This is a genomic window from Streptomyces sp. P9-A2 (assembly GCF_036634175.1).
In the GTDB taxonomy this organism is placed as follows: Bacteria; Actinomycetota; Actinomycetes; order Streptomycetales; family Streptomycetaceae; genus Streptomyces; species Streptomyces pratens.
The window spans coordinates 8,181,502-8,196,291 of record NZ_JAZIFX010000001.1; the positions used below are offsets into that span (position 1 = coordinate 8,181,502).

Below are 14,790 nucleotides of genomic sequence, written 5' to 3' on the forward strand. Positions count from 1 at the left end.
CCGCAGGCGGTTACCGGACCAGTTCAGCGGCCCCCGCTCACCGTTCGGCACGTCTTCCGCTGTCATTCCGCTGGCACGCCGCGCCGGAGCCGGCCGCGTGAGCGGTGCCGGAGTCACCGTGATGTCGCCGACGCCGCGCATCGGGCCGGGTCACAGCCGTTGCCCGCCCGGTCGCAGACCGTGTCACCGGAGCCGCCACCGCCAGTGAGCCGCTGGAGCGACGTGAGAGGGCTCTCAGGCGTCCGCTCGAAGGGGGCCCCACGCGCTCACACCGTCAAGGCGCGAAGACAGAACCGACTCGGGCTCGGCTTCAACTACCCACCGCGTTCAATCTATTGACACGTGCATTACATGGGCTTTACGTTCCGGCCATCTGAGAGCGCTCTCAGTCCCCCCTCCTGTGAAGACTTGAGGTGCCCCATGCCATCCCCCCGCGCCCGTACCAGACCGGCAGTGGTACTGCTCCTGGCCTCAGCCCTCGCCGTCGTCGGCCTGGGCCCGGCCGCCGTGCCGGCGGCCGCCGCCACCGTCCCCGTAGGCTCCGGCAGCTACTCTGATACCCGGCCCCCCGGCACGTCGGGCCCCACCACCAACACCGGAACGCCGGTCACGCCCAAGCTGACCGCCGCCGCCCGGAACCGGCCCGTGCCCACCAACGACTGGTGGTCCTCCCTCGCCTTCCAGCGCTACGGCGACAACCCGTACTCGACCCCCATGTACGGACACCCCCTCACCTACCAGGCCACGGCCGGCGGGCTCGACGTCGGCTACCCGACGTCCCCCGCGATCGTCGGTGACGGCCGCCAGTACGAGTACGCCCACAAGCGCGACCTCACCATCGGACTGACCGGCCTCAACTCACCCGACACCAAGGCCGACGACTGGTCCGACTGGACGGTCACCCCCCACTGGTCCGACGGCGCCCGCACCCTGCGCACCACCATCGGCCACGGCTCCCCGTTCGTATACGCCAAGGGCTCCGGCGGCAACGCCCAGATCACCACCGCCGGCGCGCCCACCGTCTTCGCCGACCAGGGCAACGTCCTCGGCATCACCGTCGCCGGGCACCACTACGCCCTCTTCGCGCCGACCGGCAGCGACTGGAACATCGCCGGCTCCACCGTCACCGCGGGTCTCGGCTCCAAGGACTACTTCTCCGTCGCCGTGCTGCCGTCCACCGGCGCGCTGGCGACCTTCACGAAGTACGCCTACAGCTTCGTCACCGACTCCAAGGCCACCTGGAACTACACCGGTGGCACCGTCAAGGCCACCTACACCCTCACCACCGAGGCGAAGGAGGGCACCGAGCGCGGCACGCTCCAGGCGCTCTACCGCCACCAGTGGCTGAACACCACGGACCCCCTCACCTCCTACACCTACGTCTCACCACGCGGCACCATGAAGGTCCGCGAGTCGGCCTCCTTCACCACGAGCCAGAAGGCAGCGGCTGTGCTGCCCGGGCTGCCCAAGTCGAACGGTGTGGACACCGCCAGGCTGCGCGGTTATCTGAACGAGGTCGTGAACGCCGCCGACCCCTTCTCCGGAGCCTCCGACACCTACTGGACCGGCAAGGCCCTCGGACGCCTCGCCCAGCTCGTGCCGGTGGCCGACCAGATCGGTGAGACCGGCATCCGCGACAGGCTTCTCGGCCTGATGAAGGGCAAGCTCCAGGACTGGTTCACGGCGGGAGGCGCGAACGAGTTCAGCTACGACAAGGACTGGAAGACGCTCACCGGCTACCCCGCCTCCTACGGCAGCGACACCGAGCTCAACGACCACCACTTCCACTACAGTTACTACGTCTACGCGGCGGCGATCGTCGCCCAGTACGACCAGGGATGGGCCGCCGAATCCGCCTGGGGCGGCATGGTCAAGACCCTCGTACGGGACACCGCCAACCCCAGCCGCACCGACACCGCCTTCCCCTTCCTGCGCGGCTTCGACGTCTACGCGGGCCACAGCTGGGCCTCCGGCCATCAGGGTTTCGCCGCCGGAAACAACCAGGAGTCCTCCTCCGAGTCCACCAACCTCAGCGCGGCCCTCGTCCTGTGGGGCTCCGCCACCGGTGACACCTCGCTGCGTGACCTCGGCACCTTTCTGCTGACCACCGAGTCGGAGTCGATCGCCCAGTACTGGTTCGACGCCGACGAGCAGGTCTTCCCGTCCTCCTTCGGTCACGACACGGCCGGCATGGTGTGGGGCAGTGGCGCCGCCTACGCCACCTGGTGGACCGCCAACCCCGAGGAGATCCACGGCATCAACGTCCTGCCCGTGACCGGCGGATCGCTCCACCTCGGCGGTGAGAAGGCCGCGATCCGGCGCAACATCGCGGAGATGGAACGGGAGAACGGCGGTCCGGCCGTCGAATGGCGCGACCTCCTCTGGGAGTTCCAGTCCTTCGCCGACCCGGCGGTGGCCAAGGCGAAGTGGGACGCGGGCCACGCCGGCTACACCCCTGAGGAAGGGGAGTCGAAGGCGCACACCTACCACTGGATCAACACCCTCGACACCCTCGGAGCCCCGGACGCCACCGTGACCGGTGACATCCCCACCTCCGCCGTCTTCACCAAGGGAACCACCCGGACCTACGCGGCCCACAACCACGGAGCGACGGCCCGCACCGTCACCTTCTCCGACGGCAAGACCCTCTCCGTACCGGCCCGTTCCACCGCAAGCGGCACCGGGACCGGTTCAGGGGATCCCGACCCCGACCCGCCGACCGGCAACACCTTCCAACTGCGCAGCGGTGGCGCCCTGACCACGGCGACCGGCGGCACGGCGGGCAGCGACACCATCGCCTCCGGTGGCGGCGCCAACCACGACGGCACCCCGTACCAGCCCCTCGTCTACGAGGTCCGCGGTGTCAACGGCACGCTCGCCCCGGGCGCACAGACCGCCTTCCGGCTCCAGGTGGACGCGGGCAGCACGGTCGGGCTCGGCCAGCAGGCCCGGATCAGCTACGACTTCACCGGCAACGGCAGCTTCGACCGGACCGAGACGTACCACTACTTCGCGACCGACCCGGTCACCGGCTGGGAGGAGTACACGCAGACACGCGGTCTCAAGGCCTCAACCGGCGCGCTGGGCAATCTGAACGGCGGCACCGTACGCCTCGAGGTGTGGAGCGCCATCGGCAACGGCACCTCCAAGCTCCAGACGGGCACGGACAAGTCCGTGCTGGTGATCCCTTACAGCTGAACCGGCGGAAAGCCGGCGGCGGGCATCGGCGTCAGGCCGATGCCCGCCGCACCGGCGTGACCGGGGTGATCACGGACGCCGAGGCGGTACCGCCCGACTCCGGAGCGGCCCCCGAAATTCCGGGAAGGGTTCAAGCGGGACGTGGTGGAGCCGGCGAGGTCATCGAAGGGGCCGGTTCCTCACGGACATCCCTCACGGAGATCCCTCACAGGCATCGCTTACCGGGTGGTTATGCCCCTGACGCCCGGCCCGAGTCCGAGTCCGCGCCGTCGGCTGCGTGACGCGGTGGCGGCCGGGAGGCCGGCGCCGCCTGCGCGGTCTGCGGAGTGGGCCAGGCAACCGCGGTTCCGGCCGGTCCTCGGCTGCACCCGGCATCAGCGTGCTGCCCCCGGAGGGGTCCATGCGCTCGGACCGCTGAAGCCACAGCAACTCAAGCCGCCCCCCGTCCTGTTCAGCGAGACTGTCCGGACCAGCGAAACCACCACTGCGTAACGGCGAGACCCCGGTTGAGCAGAACTCACGCGTTTCCCGCATATGGCGGGGATCACGTCGGGGGGAAAACCCGCGGCCCGGCTCGGGCGTCTACCGGGTGTGAGATCAGTCAGAGCAGCGCTGCACGAGGTGGACGAGGAACGTCTCGTCCGGCTGGCGGCGAAAGGCGACCGTGCCGCGTTCGAGGAGTTGTACCGGCGTACGGCGCCGTGGATGGCGGTGCGGCTGCGCCGCCGGTGCGCGGACGAGCAGATCGTCGCGGAGGTCATGCAGGAGACCTATCTGGCGGTGTGGCGCGCGGCGGGTGCGTTCGCCGGGGCCGCGGTCGGGGGGACGGCCACCGGTTGGCTGTGGACGATCGCGGCGCGCCGCCTGGTCGACGCGTTCCGGCGCAGGGCCCACCACGCGGAGCCGCCGCCGGCCGCCGCTGCGCCCGAAGCGGCGCCCGCCGCCGAGGAGGAGGCGCTCGCGGCGACCGTCGGCGGTGATGTCGGGGACGCGCTGCGGTGCCTCGCGCCGGAGCTGAGACAGGTACTGCAGGCCATGGTGCTCGACGGGCTGTCCGTCCGGGAGACCGCGGTCCTGCTCGGGCTGCCCGAGGGCACGGTCAAGACCCGTGCCCGCCGGGCCCGGATCGCGATGCGGAGGGCGCTGGCGTGAGTGTGGAACACGCGTCGACGCGGATCATCGAAGGTTACGCGCGCGGTGGCACGGACCTCGCCGCCGACGAGGTGTGGGCCGTGGAGGCCCATCTGGAGGCGTGCCGGGTGTGCCGTGACCGGCTGTCCGCCGCTGTCGGTGCCCAGGTGCCCGCCGTGGCGGCGCTGGTCGACACCGTGTGGTCCGGCCTCGAACCCCAACTGGCGGTCACCGCCACGATGCCGCGCGGACGGCGCCGGCCGGCGCGGCTGTCGAGGTGGATGACGCCCACGATGGTGCCGTGGCTGGCCATGGTCGTGGGCGTGACGCTGCTGGCCCTGCTGCTCGACCTGGCCGGCACCGGTTCCGGCGAGGTGTCGCTGGTGCTGCTGTTCGCACCGGTCCTGCCCGTGCTCGGCGTCGCGGCGTCCTGGTCACGCGGTCTGGACCCGGCGTACGAACTGACGGCCTCGGTACCCAGGGCCGGGCTCCAACTGGTACTGCGGCGCACCGCGTCCGTGCTCGGCGTGGTCGTCCCCGCGCTGCTGGTGGGCGGATGGGCGACGGGGGTGATGGTGGCTCAGTGGCTGCTGCCCTGCCTGGCCGTCACGGCGACGACGCTGGCGCTCGGCGGTGTCGTCGGGGTGACCCGCGCCGCCGTCGTGCTGGCCGCCGTGTGGGCCGCCGTGATCGTGGCGCCGACCCTGGCCACCAGCCGTACGGCCTTCGCCCTGCAGACGGGCGGTCTGCCCCTGTGGGGGCTGCTTCTCGCGCTCGGCATCGGTGTCGTGATCGCCCGCAGAGGAGCGTACTCCGTGCTGGGAGCCCATCGATGACCATCGGAAAGGAACACCATATGACGTCCGCCGTGAGCGCGGCCGACATCGCACCGACAGCCTACGCCTGGGAGATCCAGGCCACCGGGCTGAAGGTCAGGGTCGGCAGGAAACGAATGGCCGTCGACGGCCTCGACCTGTCGCTGGGCACCGGCGTACACGGACTCCTCGGCCCCAATGGGGCGGGCAAGACCACTCTCATCCGGACACTGGCCACCGTGCTGCGCCCCACCGAGGGCACCCTGGAGATCCTCGGCGAGTCCGCGGGCGGCATGGGCGAGCACCGTGCGCTGCGCCGCCGGATCGGTTACCTGCCGCAGGAGTTCGGCTACTACAAACGTTTCACGGTGCGCGAGTTCGTCGAGTACATGGCGTGGCTGAAGGAGGTGCCGAAGGCGGAGATCCCCGAGGCGGTGCAGCGCGCCGTGGAGCGGGTGGGTCTGGCGGACCGCGCCGCCCGAGAGGATGAAGGCACTCTCGGGCGGCATGGTGCGCAGGGCCGGCATCGCCCAGGCCATCGTCAACGACCCGACGATCCTGCTCCTTGACGAGCCGACGGCCGGCCTGGACCCGGCGCAGCGGCTGCGCTTTCGCGAGCTGCTGCAGGAGCTGGGTACGGACACCTGCGTGCTCGTCTCGACCCATCTGGTGGAGGACGTCGCCGCCGCCTGCACCGACGTGGTGCTCTTCGCCGAGGGGCGACTGGTCTTCCAGGGCACCCCGGACGAGCTGGCCGCGGCGGGCGGCCCCGAGCACGTGGGCGACAGCCCTCTGGAGCGCGGCTACTCGGCGCTGCTGCAGGGCCCCGACCGGGAAAGGGGCGCCTGGTGAACATTCGTGTCCTGCGCATCGAGCTGAAGCGCTCCGTGGCCCCGTGGGCCGGTGCCGTGGTCCTCACGAGCGCGCTGGCGTTCCTGTACCTGGTGGACGCCTCGTGGTGGAGGGGCACCACGGCGTGGACGGCTCAGTGGACGTCCCTGGCGATGTGGACCCGCAGCCTGCTGTTCTACCTGTGGCCGCTGGCCGTGGGGCTCGGAGCGCTGCAGGGCCTGCGCGACCACCGCTCGAAGATGCCCGAGCTGCTGAGGAGCACGCCGCGGCCCGCCCGGCACCGCGCGGCCATGCTGGCGGGCACGACGGCGATCACCCTGGCCTCGGCCTTCGCGCTCCTCGTCCTCGTGGGCGCCGTCCAGGTGCTCGCCAACACCGAGTACACGCACCTCGGGTGGCTGCCGATCTCGCTGGTGGGGGCACTCTTCCTCGTCGCGGGTGCGGTGCTGGGCATGGGAGCAGGGCGGGCCCTGCCGTCCGTGCTCACCCCGCCCGCGCTGGCCATGGGCGCCTTCGTGTTCACGGCCCTCATGCACATGTCGTTGGGCCGGACGGAGACGGGGGTTGCGAGCACGGAGCCGAACCGGGTCTCCCTGCTGTCACCGGCGGTGGAGGAGGTGCGCGATGTGCTCGTCACGCTCTCCTCCTCCGTGCACGTCGGGCAGACGATCTGGCTGCTCGGCCTGGCCGCGACCGGCTTCGCGCTGCTGGTCGCCGCGACCCCGCGCTCCCGGCTGATCGCCCTGACGCCCACCCTGGCGGGTGCCGCGCTCGCCCTGCTCGTCCTCCCCTCCGACCCGCGACGGATGTACGTCGTGGACGAGGCCGCCGCGGAGCCGGTGTGCGACGGCCCGGTGTGCGTGGCCAAGGCGCACCGGACACGACTCGCCGACCTCGCGGGTCCCGGTAAGGAGGCACTGCGCCTGCTGCACGGCGCGCTGGGCGGCCGGGCGCCGGCCTCGGTCCGGGAGAACACCGCCGTACTGCCGGACGGCGCCGTGCCGCAGTGGTCCGGCGAGACCGTGCTCTTCGACTTCGACGACGGCGTCATCGCCGCCGCGGAGGGCGAGGAGCTGACCCGGGCCCTGATCGCCAAAGCCATGGTGCCGGGGTGCACTCCCGTCGGCTGGAGCAGCTGGGGGAACGAGGATTTCGCGCAGACCGTCGCGGTGGGCTGGGTCCTCGGGGACCTCAGGCCGCTTCCCGGCACAGAGTCGGCGAGTCTGCGCAGCGAGGTCGAGGCCGAGACCCGCCCGGTGTGGAAGGAGCTGGAGGCGCTGCCGCGGGCCGAACAGCTCTCGCGGATCAACGCGATGCGCGCCGCCGCGCTCTCCTGCGAGGGCGACGCCTTCGACGCACTGTCCGGCGGTGCGTCCCGGTGAGATGGCTGACGCTGTACGCGCGCTCGCGTCAGGTACCCGCGTCGCTCGCCGCGGTGGTGATCAGCGCGGTGACGGTGTGGGCACTCGCCCGGGACGGGAGCGAGGCGCCCGGTGATCCACGGCTGCCCGTGCTCGTCCTCGCCGCAGGGGCGATGGCGGCCTCGACCGGGCTCAGCGGGCAGGACCTCGAGCTGGACCGGACGGCCGCGATCCGCTGGGTGCCCCGCAGAGCGGCGCACGTGCTGCTCGCCGGCGCGGTCGTCTGCACGGTGCTGCTGACCGTGCAGACGAGGGGCGAGGACATGGCCACCCTCATGTTCGTCGTCCGGGACAGCGCGGGCCTGATGGGACTGGCCGCCCTGGGCGCGGCGTTCTCGGGAGGCCGGTACGCATGGACGCTGCCGTTCGCCTGGCTCTCGTTCTCGTTCTTCGCCCCGCCCCCGACGAGTGCGCCGACGCAGGTGGCGACCTGGATGCTGTTGCCACCCGGCACGGCAGCGGGGACCTGGACGGCTCTGGTCCTCCTCATCGCAGGCACCGCGGCCTACGCCGTCGCGGGACCGAGACGGTAACCGGACCGGACCACGGCCGTGTTCGTGCGCGGCCCCGCCCTTCGTGAGCGCCGCGGCCCCCGCCGCGGTGCTCACGAAGGCGCCGGCAGGTCGCGGCGGGCCACCAGCCGGCAAGCGCTGGACAGACCCGGCCAATGGGGCAGCGGCCGCACCACCGGCCTGCGGTGGGCCAGCCGCACTCCGCACTCGGGTGCGGCGGCAGAACGGGCGGTACACGATCGTCGTACGGCTCCTGGCGGCCGTGCCCTCTCCACAGCGGCGGCTCGTGACCGGGTGGCCAGGGCGGACGAGCGGTGTCGGGTCCCGCAGAGGAGGGGCCACGCAGGTACGAGCGGACCATGTCGGGGCCCGTGTGACCGTCACGACCTATCCTCGCACACCAGTTCGAGTTACCATGAAGTCCAGGCCAGGCCGGACATATGTGGAAATCCACACTTCGCCGACCGGAGCCCCCGGAGATCTCCCCATGTCCGCATCGAGCTTCGCAGGCGGACTCCGTCTGCGAAGCTCGATGCGCCCGGAGGGTCCGCCCCGCAATCCGCGAGGCGGACTCGCCACCCGACCGGCGTCAACACGACCCAACGCACAAGCTTGGCTCGCTCATGAAGACTTTGACCCTCAGGGAGGGCACCGCGCGGGTGCTCGGCGTGGACCCGGGGCTGACCCGGTGCGGCCTCGGGGTGGTCGACGACGCCCCCGGACGGCCGCTCACGGTGACGGCCGCCGGCATCCTCTGCGCCCCGGCGGACGCGGACATCGGCCACCGCCTCCTCCTCATCGAGCGCGGCATCGAGCGGTGGCTGGACGAGTACCGACCCGGAGCCGTCGCCGTGGAGCGGGTGTCCAGCCGGTACAACGTGCGCACCGTGATGGGCACCGCGCAGGCGAGCGCGGTCGCGATCCTGTGCGCGGCCCGGCGCGGCCTGCCCGTCGCCTGGCACACCTCCAGCGAGGTGAAGGTCGCCGTCACCGGCAGCGCAGGCGCCGGCAAAGCCCAGGTCGGCGCCATGGTCACCCGGCTGCTGCGGCTCGACGCCCCACCGGAGCCGGCCGACACCGCCGACGCCCTGGCGCTCGCCATCTGCCATATCTGGCGCACCCAGGCGCTGAATCGCCCGCAGCAGGCGCACGCCACCGCCTGCCCCGCTCCCGCACTCGCACGACTTCGGAAGAGCACGATCCGATGATCGCCTTCGTCAGCGGCACGGTCGCCGCGCTCGCCCCCGACGCCGCGGTCGTCGAGGTCGGCGGCGTCGGCATGGCCGTCCAGTGCACGCCCGACACCCTGGCCGGGCTCCGCATCGGCCGACAGGCCAGGCTCGCCGTCTCCCTGGTCGTGCGCGAGAACTCGCTCACCCTTTACGGCTTCGCGGACGACGGCGAGCGGCAGGTCTTCGAGCTGTTGCAGACCGCCAGCGGCGTCGGGCCGCGTCTGGCCCAGGCCATGCTCGCCGTGCAGACCCCGGAGGCGCTGCGGCGCGCGGTCGCCCAGGGCGACGAGAAGGCGCTCACCGCCGTCCCCGGCATCGGCAAGAAGGGCGCCCAGAAGCTGCTCCTGGAGCTCGCCGGCCGACTGGGCGAGCCGGCCGGTGCCGCTGGGGCCGGCCACCCGGCCGGCGCCGCCGCTCCCGCGCCCTGGAGCGAACAACTTCACGCGGCGCTCGTCGGCCTCGGGTACTCCGTGCACGAGGCCGAGGAGGCGATCGCGGCCGTCACCCCCGCCGCCGAGGCCGCCGCGGCCGACGGCGCCGCCCCGAAGGTGTCGCATTTGCTGCGTGCCGCCCTGCGCACGCTGAATCGCGCCCGCTGAGAGGAGTGGACCGCATGACCCGGGACGAAGCCGAAACCGCCGCCCTCATCGAGCGGTTGGTGGTATCTGTCACCGACGGGGAGGAACAGGCCGTCGAGGCCGCCCTGCGCCCCAAGGACCTGGACGAGTTCATCGGCCAGGAGAGGGTCCGCGAGCAGCTCGACCTCGTGCTGCGGGCCGCCCGCGCGCGCGGTGCCACCGCCGACCACGTGCTGCTCTCCGGAGCCCCCGGCCTCGGCAAGACCACCCTCTCCATGATCATCGCGGCCGAGATGGACGCCCCCATCCGCATCACCTCGGGGCCGGCCATCCAGCACGCGGGCGACCTGACCGCGGTTCTGTCCTCCCTCCAGGAGGGTGAGGTCCTCTTCCTCGACGAGATCCACCGCATGTCCCGGCCCGCCGAGGAGATGCTCTACATGGCGATGGAGGACTTCCGCGTCGACGTCATCGTCGGCAAGGGTCCCGGCGCCACCGCCATCCCCCTCGAGCTGCCCCCGTTCACCCTGGTCGGCGCCACCGTGCGGGCCGGCCTGCTGCCGCCGCCGTTGCGCGACCGCTTCGGCTTCACCGGCCACATGGAGTTCTACGAGCCCACCGAGCTGGAGCGCGTTATCCACCGCTCCGCCCGGCTGCTGGAGGTGGTGACAACGCCTGACGGTGCCGCGGAGATCGCCGGCCGCTCGCGCGGCACGCCCCGCATCGCCAACCGCCTGCTGCGCCGCGTCCGCGACTACGCCCAGGTCAGGGCCGACGGGTGGATCACCAGGGAGATCGCCGAGGCGGCCCTGGCGGTCTACGAGGTCGACGCCCGCGGCCTGGACCGGCTCGACCGGGCGGTGCTCGGCGCGCTGCTCAAGCTCTTCGGCGGCGGACCGGTCGGTCTGTCCACGCTCGCGGTCGCGGTGGGGGAGGAGCGGGAGACCGTGGAGGAGGTCGCCGAGCCCTTCCTCGTACGGGAGGGGCTCCTCGCCCGCACCCCGCGCGGCCGGATCGCCACACCGGCGGCATGGGAGCACCTCGGCCTCGTCCCGCCGCAGCAAGGTGGTCCCGCCGACGGGCGGGAAGGCCGGCGCTGACAGATGATCACCGCGCTGCGCAACCAGTGCGGTGACCACGTCGTCGAGAACAAGGAGTAACCACCACCTGCCTTCAGGGAGGTCGGTGGCGTCGAGCCGCAGCGCGACATGCGCGTATCGCACCTGTCGCCCGCCGGCTCCCGCCCGTACGCCCGGGGCGAGGTCCCGTTCGGCCCGGGCGTCAGCATTTTCGTCGGTCCCGACGACCGGGGCAGGACCGACCTCGTCGAGGCGGTCGGCCGTCTCGCGGCCCTTGGCGGCCACCGGCTCTCCTCCGACGTCCCGCCGGTCGCCGCGGACGCGACCGGGACCACACTGTGTGCGTGGCTGAGCCTGTCGACCTTCGCCGGGCTGCTCGCCCACGCGCTCTTCGGTTTCGCCCGGGTCGATCCGGTGGCCGGATTCGTCATCACCGCACTGGTCGCCCTCGCCGTCGGCAAGGGCAGGTAAGTCTGGGAGAGCGAGCTGGTCTGCGACGGCGATGCAGACGAGGAGACCGTCATGGGCGCGGAGCACCGCCAGAAACCCACGGGCACCGGAGGCCGGCCCTGGCGACGGGGCCCCGGCCGGATCTCCCGGTGCGTCCTAACGGGGCGTGGAACCGGTCGGCGAGCGCGGCCGGGTCCTGCCGGATGCACGCCGGGTCGAACCGGCCGCGCCACTGACGCGGTGCACTCAACCCAGGCCCCGATAGGGGCATATCGGGCATCAGTAATTTTTCTGAGCAAAGCGTTGATTTACCCCTCCGTTGGTGTCTAGCCTGAGATTCCAGGCGGTTTCGAACTGATATTCGAACTGAGGCTTCGGCCGTGTGGGTGCACCTCTTGCGGGTGAGGACCGTGTCCTGTCCCTCCCCAGGCCCACCCCGAACCGCCGTCGGATGTACCAGAGGAGAACGGCGTGAACAGCTTCACCTTCACCCCCGCCACCAAGGAGCGGGCCAAGGCCCGCATCGCACTCACCGGGCCCACCGGTTCGGGCAAGACCTACACCGCGCTCGTCCTCGGCACCGGGATCGGCGACCGGATCGCCCTGATCGACACCGAGCACGGCAGCGCTTCCAAATACGCCGACGAGTTCGCCTTCGACACCCTCCCGCTCACGACGTTCGAGCCCCCCGCGCTCGTCGAGGCGCTCGCGGTAGCCGCCCACGAGGGCTACGACGTCGTGATCGTCGACTCGCTCTCGCACTTCTGGTCCGGCGCGGGCGGAATGCTGGAGCAGGTCGACAACGCCGCGAAGCGCGTCGCGGGAGGCAACACCTTCGCCGGCTGGAGGGAGGCCCGCCCTCTGGAGCGGGCGATGGTCGACGCCCTGCTCGCCTACCCCGGCCACCTCATCGCCACCATGCGTACCAAGACCGAGTACGTCGTGGAGGCGGACGAGCGCGGGCGCAAGGTGCCGCGCAAGGTCGGGCTCAAGCCCGAGCAGCGGGAGGGCATCGAGTACGAGTTCGACATCGTCGGCGACCTCGACCACGAGAACACCCTGGTGATCTCCAAGTCCCGGGCGAAGCCGCTCTCCGGGCGCGTCATCCGCAAGCCGGACGAGACGTTCGCCGAGGCCGTCCTGGAGTGGCTCAACGCCGGTAAGCCCACCCCGAGCGCGTCCGACTACCTCACGACCGCCACCGCCCCGCACGCCACCTACGAGGAGCTCCGCGGTCTCTACGAGGAGGTGCGCCGGCACAACCTGCTCGCCGCCGCCGTCCTGGATCCCGCCGGGGGTTCGACCACGCTGGGCGAGCTCATCGTGCGCCGCGGCACCGAGGCGAAGAAAGAGACCGGAAAAGGGACCGAGCAGAAGGGTGAGGCCGCGTGAACCTCCGGGAGCACGCCACCCGGGTCGTCGTACTCAGGGTGCTGCGCGACGCGGTGGAGGCCGAGTACCGGGCCGAGCGCCGCGCGGTCCTCGACGGGCTGCGCGCGGCTCGCGCCGAACTCGCCCTCAAGTCGATGCGGGTGACCATGCCGGACGACACCCCGATCGCCACCCTCACGCTCATCGACCCCCAGCCGGCGGTCGTGGTCGCCGACGAGGACGCCTTCACCGCCTGGGCGGCCGCGAACCACCCCGGCGAGGTGGAGACCCTGGTCCGGGTGCGCCCCGCCTGGCAGCGGGATCTCCTCGCCCGGCTCGCCTGCTTCGGCCCGGCCGCCGACCCGCACACCGGCGAGGTGATCCCGGGACTGACGGTGGCGCCGGCCCCCGAACCGCGTTCGTTCAGCCTGCGGCCCGTGCCCGGCGGAGCGGAACGGGTCGCCCGGGCCTGGCGCACCGGCGAGATCGACCTGCGCCGGCTGCTCGCCCTCGGCGGGGGCGAGACGTGATGACCACCGCCACAGCGCGCTTCGACAGGGAATCGCCCGCCACCCTGTGGTTCCTGATCTCACAAGCGGGTCACCTCGGCTGCGGCCGCTGGAGTCTCGGGGACGACGGGCGACTGCGCTGCGCCTGCGGGACCGTCCTGTACCTGTACCAGCAGCCGGCGGACGGGGCGGGAAGCGGGGCGCCGGAGTCACCCGGGACGTGCTCCCGCGGAAGGGAGGAACGGATGACGCCGGCCGAGACCGCGGGGCTCGCCGCGCTGGTCGCGGCGATGTGCCCGTCGATGCATCTGGAGGAGACCACGACGGACGCCTGGCACCTCCTGCTCGCCGACTTGGACGTCGCCGATACGCGGGAGGCCGTGATCCGGCTGGGCCGCGTGCAGTCCCGCATCGACGCCGCCGGCATCCGCGCCGAGGTGCGCGCGATCCGGGAGGAGCGGCTCGCCCGCGATCCGCTGCCACTCCCGGACACCGACCCGGACGATCCGCACCGCTATCGCGCGGAACTCCTCGCGATCGTGACCGCGATCGCCTCGGGGCAGCGCGTCAAGCGGACCCCCGCGGTCCCGGCCCAGCCACCTCCCGCCCTCGCCGGCCGCTCGAGGGACGCCCTCCGCGCCCACGCCCTCCGCGTTCCCTGCCCCTGGTGCCGGGCTGCCGCCGGACGTGCCTGCACCGTCCCCCGGCTCGGCATCCCGCTGAAGAACGCTCCGGCCCACACCTCGAGACTCATCGCGGCGGGGCCCGCCGAAGGAGAAGAAGAAGGGGAGCCGGGCAGTGAGCCCGAAGACGCCCCGAAGCGGCAGCGTTGTCGTCGGACAACCGACTTCCCCCGTCCCCACGTGCGTTAGGAGTACCTCTCATGGTCGGCGAGACCGTCGTCACCGTCGTCGGCAACCTGACCGACGACCCCGAGATCCGCAACACCCCGTCCGGCGAGGCGGTCACCCACTTCACCGTCGCCTCCACGCCCCGCACCTTCGACCGGCAGAGCAACGAGTGGAGGGACGCCGACACACTGTTCCTGCGCTGCTCGGTCTGGCGGAAGACGGCGGAACACGTCGCCCAGTCCCTGACGCGCGGCACCCGTGTCATCGTCCAAGGGCGGCTGCACCAGCGGACGTACGAGACCAGGGAAGGCGAGAAGCGGACCGTCATCGAGCTGGAGGCCTTGGAGATAGGCCCCTCCCTGCGCTACGCCGACGCGACGGTCAGCAAGGTCTCGCGCGTGGGCGTGCCCGGCGACTCCCTCTTCGACACCGCCCCGTCCGCGTCGAACGACACGCCGGGGGCCCCCGACGGGGACAAAAGCGCCCCCCACGACCACAACAGTTCCACGTTCCCCTTCTGACCTGGTCGAAGATTGCTGGGTGATCGCCATGAATGTCCTTCCGCTGAGCGGCCAGGCACAGCTCGAGAGCTGGACCCCGGCAGCGGCCATCGGCCTGACCTGCCCCGACTGCCACCCCGAATGCCGGGACACCGCCCCTGGGGTCCGGTCGGACAACGGCAACGAGACGGCCCGTCGCGGGGTCCACGACGACAGCGCGGACGAGCCGTTCACCGGCCTGGACTCCTCAAGCGCATCGGCAACGGCGTGACAGCGCTGCGGCAATTCGCG

13 protein-coding genes and 2 pseudogenes are annotated in these 14,790 nt (G+C 71.9%); all 15 read left to right on the forward strand.

Features of this window, described 5'->3' with window-relative positions:
• The first annotated feature begins 420 nt into the window (after nt 1-420).
• Nucleotides 421-3,198: a glycosyl hydrolase gene (locus V4Y04_RS36665; RefSeq protein ID WP_332432580.1), complete on the forward strand. Its 2,778-nt coding sequence runs from the start codon at nt 421-423 to the stop codon at nt 3,196-3,198.
• 621 nt (nt 3,199-3,819) lie between these two features.
• Nucleotides 3,820-4,350, forward strand: a complete 531-nt coding sequence (locus V4Y04_RS36670) for an RNA polymerase sigma factor (protein ID WP_443080225.1) — start codon at nt 3,820-3,822, stop codon at nt 4,348-4,350.
• Nucleotides 4,347-5,165, forward strand: a complete 819-nt coding sequence (locus tag V4Y04_RS36675) for a zf-HC2 domain-containing protein (RefSeq protein ID WP_332432583.1) — start codon at nt 4,347-4,349, stop codon at nt 5,163-5,165. The genes V4Y04_RS36670 and V4Y04_RS36675 overlap by 4 nt, the downstream gene beginning before the upstream one ends.
• Nucleotides 5,162-5,996: pseudogene (locus tag V4Y04_RS36680) on the forward strand (ABC transporter ATP-binding protein). The gene V4Y04_RS36675 and the pseudogene V4Y04_RS36680 overlap by 4 nt, the downstream one beginning before the upstream one ends.
• On the forward strand, nt 5,993-7,378 hold the full coding sequence (locus tag V4Y04_RS36685) for a hypothetical protein (RefSeq protein WP_332432584.1): 1,386 nt from the start codon (nt 5,993-5,995) through the stop codon (nt 7,376-7,378). The pseudogene V4Y04_RS36680 and the gene V4Y04_RS36685 overlap by 4 nt, the downstream one beginning before the upstream one ends.
• Nucleotides 7,375-7,950 (forward strand): hypothetical protein, encoded by a 576-nt coding sequence (locus tag V4Y04_RS36690; protein ID WP_332432585.1) that lies wholly within the window; start codon nt 7,375-7,377, stop codon nt 7,948-7,950. Before V4Y04_RS36685 ends, V4Y04_RS36690 begins: the two co-directional genes overlap by 4 nt.
• A gap of 602 nt (nt 7,951-8,552) precedes the next feature.
• Nucleotides 8,553-9,137, forward strand: a complete 585-nt coding sequence (locus V4Y04_RS36695; RefSeq protein ID WP_332432586.1) for a crossover junction endodeoxyribonuclease RuvC — start codon at nt 8,553-8,555, stop codon at nt 9,135-9,137.
• Entirely contained in the window at nt 9,134-9,760 is a 627-nt protein-coding gene (gene ruvA, locus V4Y04_RS36700) for a Holliday junction branch migration protein RuvA (RefSeq protein WP_332432587.1), read from the forward strand. Before V4Y04_RS36695 ends, ruvA begins: the two co-directional genes overlap by 4 nt.
• 14 nt (nt 9,761-9,774) lie before the next feature.
• Nucleotides 9,775-10,839, forward strand: a complete 1,065-nt coding sequence (gene ruvB, locus V4Y04_RS36705) for a Holliday junction branch migration DNA helicase RuvB (RefSeq protein WP_332432588.1) — start codon at nt 9,775-9,777, stop codon at nt 10,837-10,839.
• A gap of 108 nt (nt 10,840-10,947) precedes the next feature.
• A pseudogene (locus V4Y04_RS36710) lies at nt 10,948-11,142 on the forward strand (DNA replication/repair protein RecF); the annotation flags it as partial.
• Between the two features lie 597 nt (nt 11,143-11,739).
• Nucleotides 11,740-12,660: an ATP-binding protein gene (locus V4Y04_RS36715; protein ID WP_332432589.1), complete on the forward strand. Its 921-nt coding sequence runs from the start codon at nt 11,740-11,742 to the stop codon at nt 12,658-12,660.
• Nucleotides 12,657-13,169 (forward strand): hypothetical protein, encoded by a 513-nt coding sequence (locus tag V4Y04_RS36720; protein ID WP_332432590.1) that lies wholly within the window; start codon nt 12,657-12,659, stop codon nt 13,167-13,169. Before V4Y04_RS36715 ends, V4Y04_RS36720 begins: the two co-directional genes overlap by 4 nt.
• Nucleotides 13,169-14,020 (forward strand): zinc finger domain-containing protein, encoded by an 852-nt coding sequence (locus V4Y04_RS36725; RefSeq protein ID WP_332432591.1) that lies wholly within the window; start codon nt 13,169-13,171, stop codon nt 14,018-14,020. The genes V4Y04_RS36720 and V4Y04_RS36725 overlap by 1 nt, the downstream gene beginning before the upstream one ends.
• Before the next feature lie 11 nt (nt 14,021-14,031).
• Nucleotides 14,032-14,520, forward strand: a complete 489-nt coding sequence (locus V4Y04_RS36730; protein ID WP_332432592.1) for a single-stranded DNA-binding protein — start codon at nt 14,032-14,034, stop codon at nt 14,518-14,520.
• 19 nt (nt 14,521-14,539) lie between these two features.
• Nucleotides 14,540-14,770, forward strand: coding sequence for a hypothetical protein (locus V4Y04_RS36735; RefSeq protein ID WP_332432593.1), 231 nt, complete (start codon nt 14,540-14,542; stop codon nt 14,768-14,770).
• Nucleotides 14,771-14,790 lie beyond the last annotated feature (20 nt).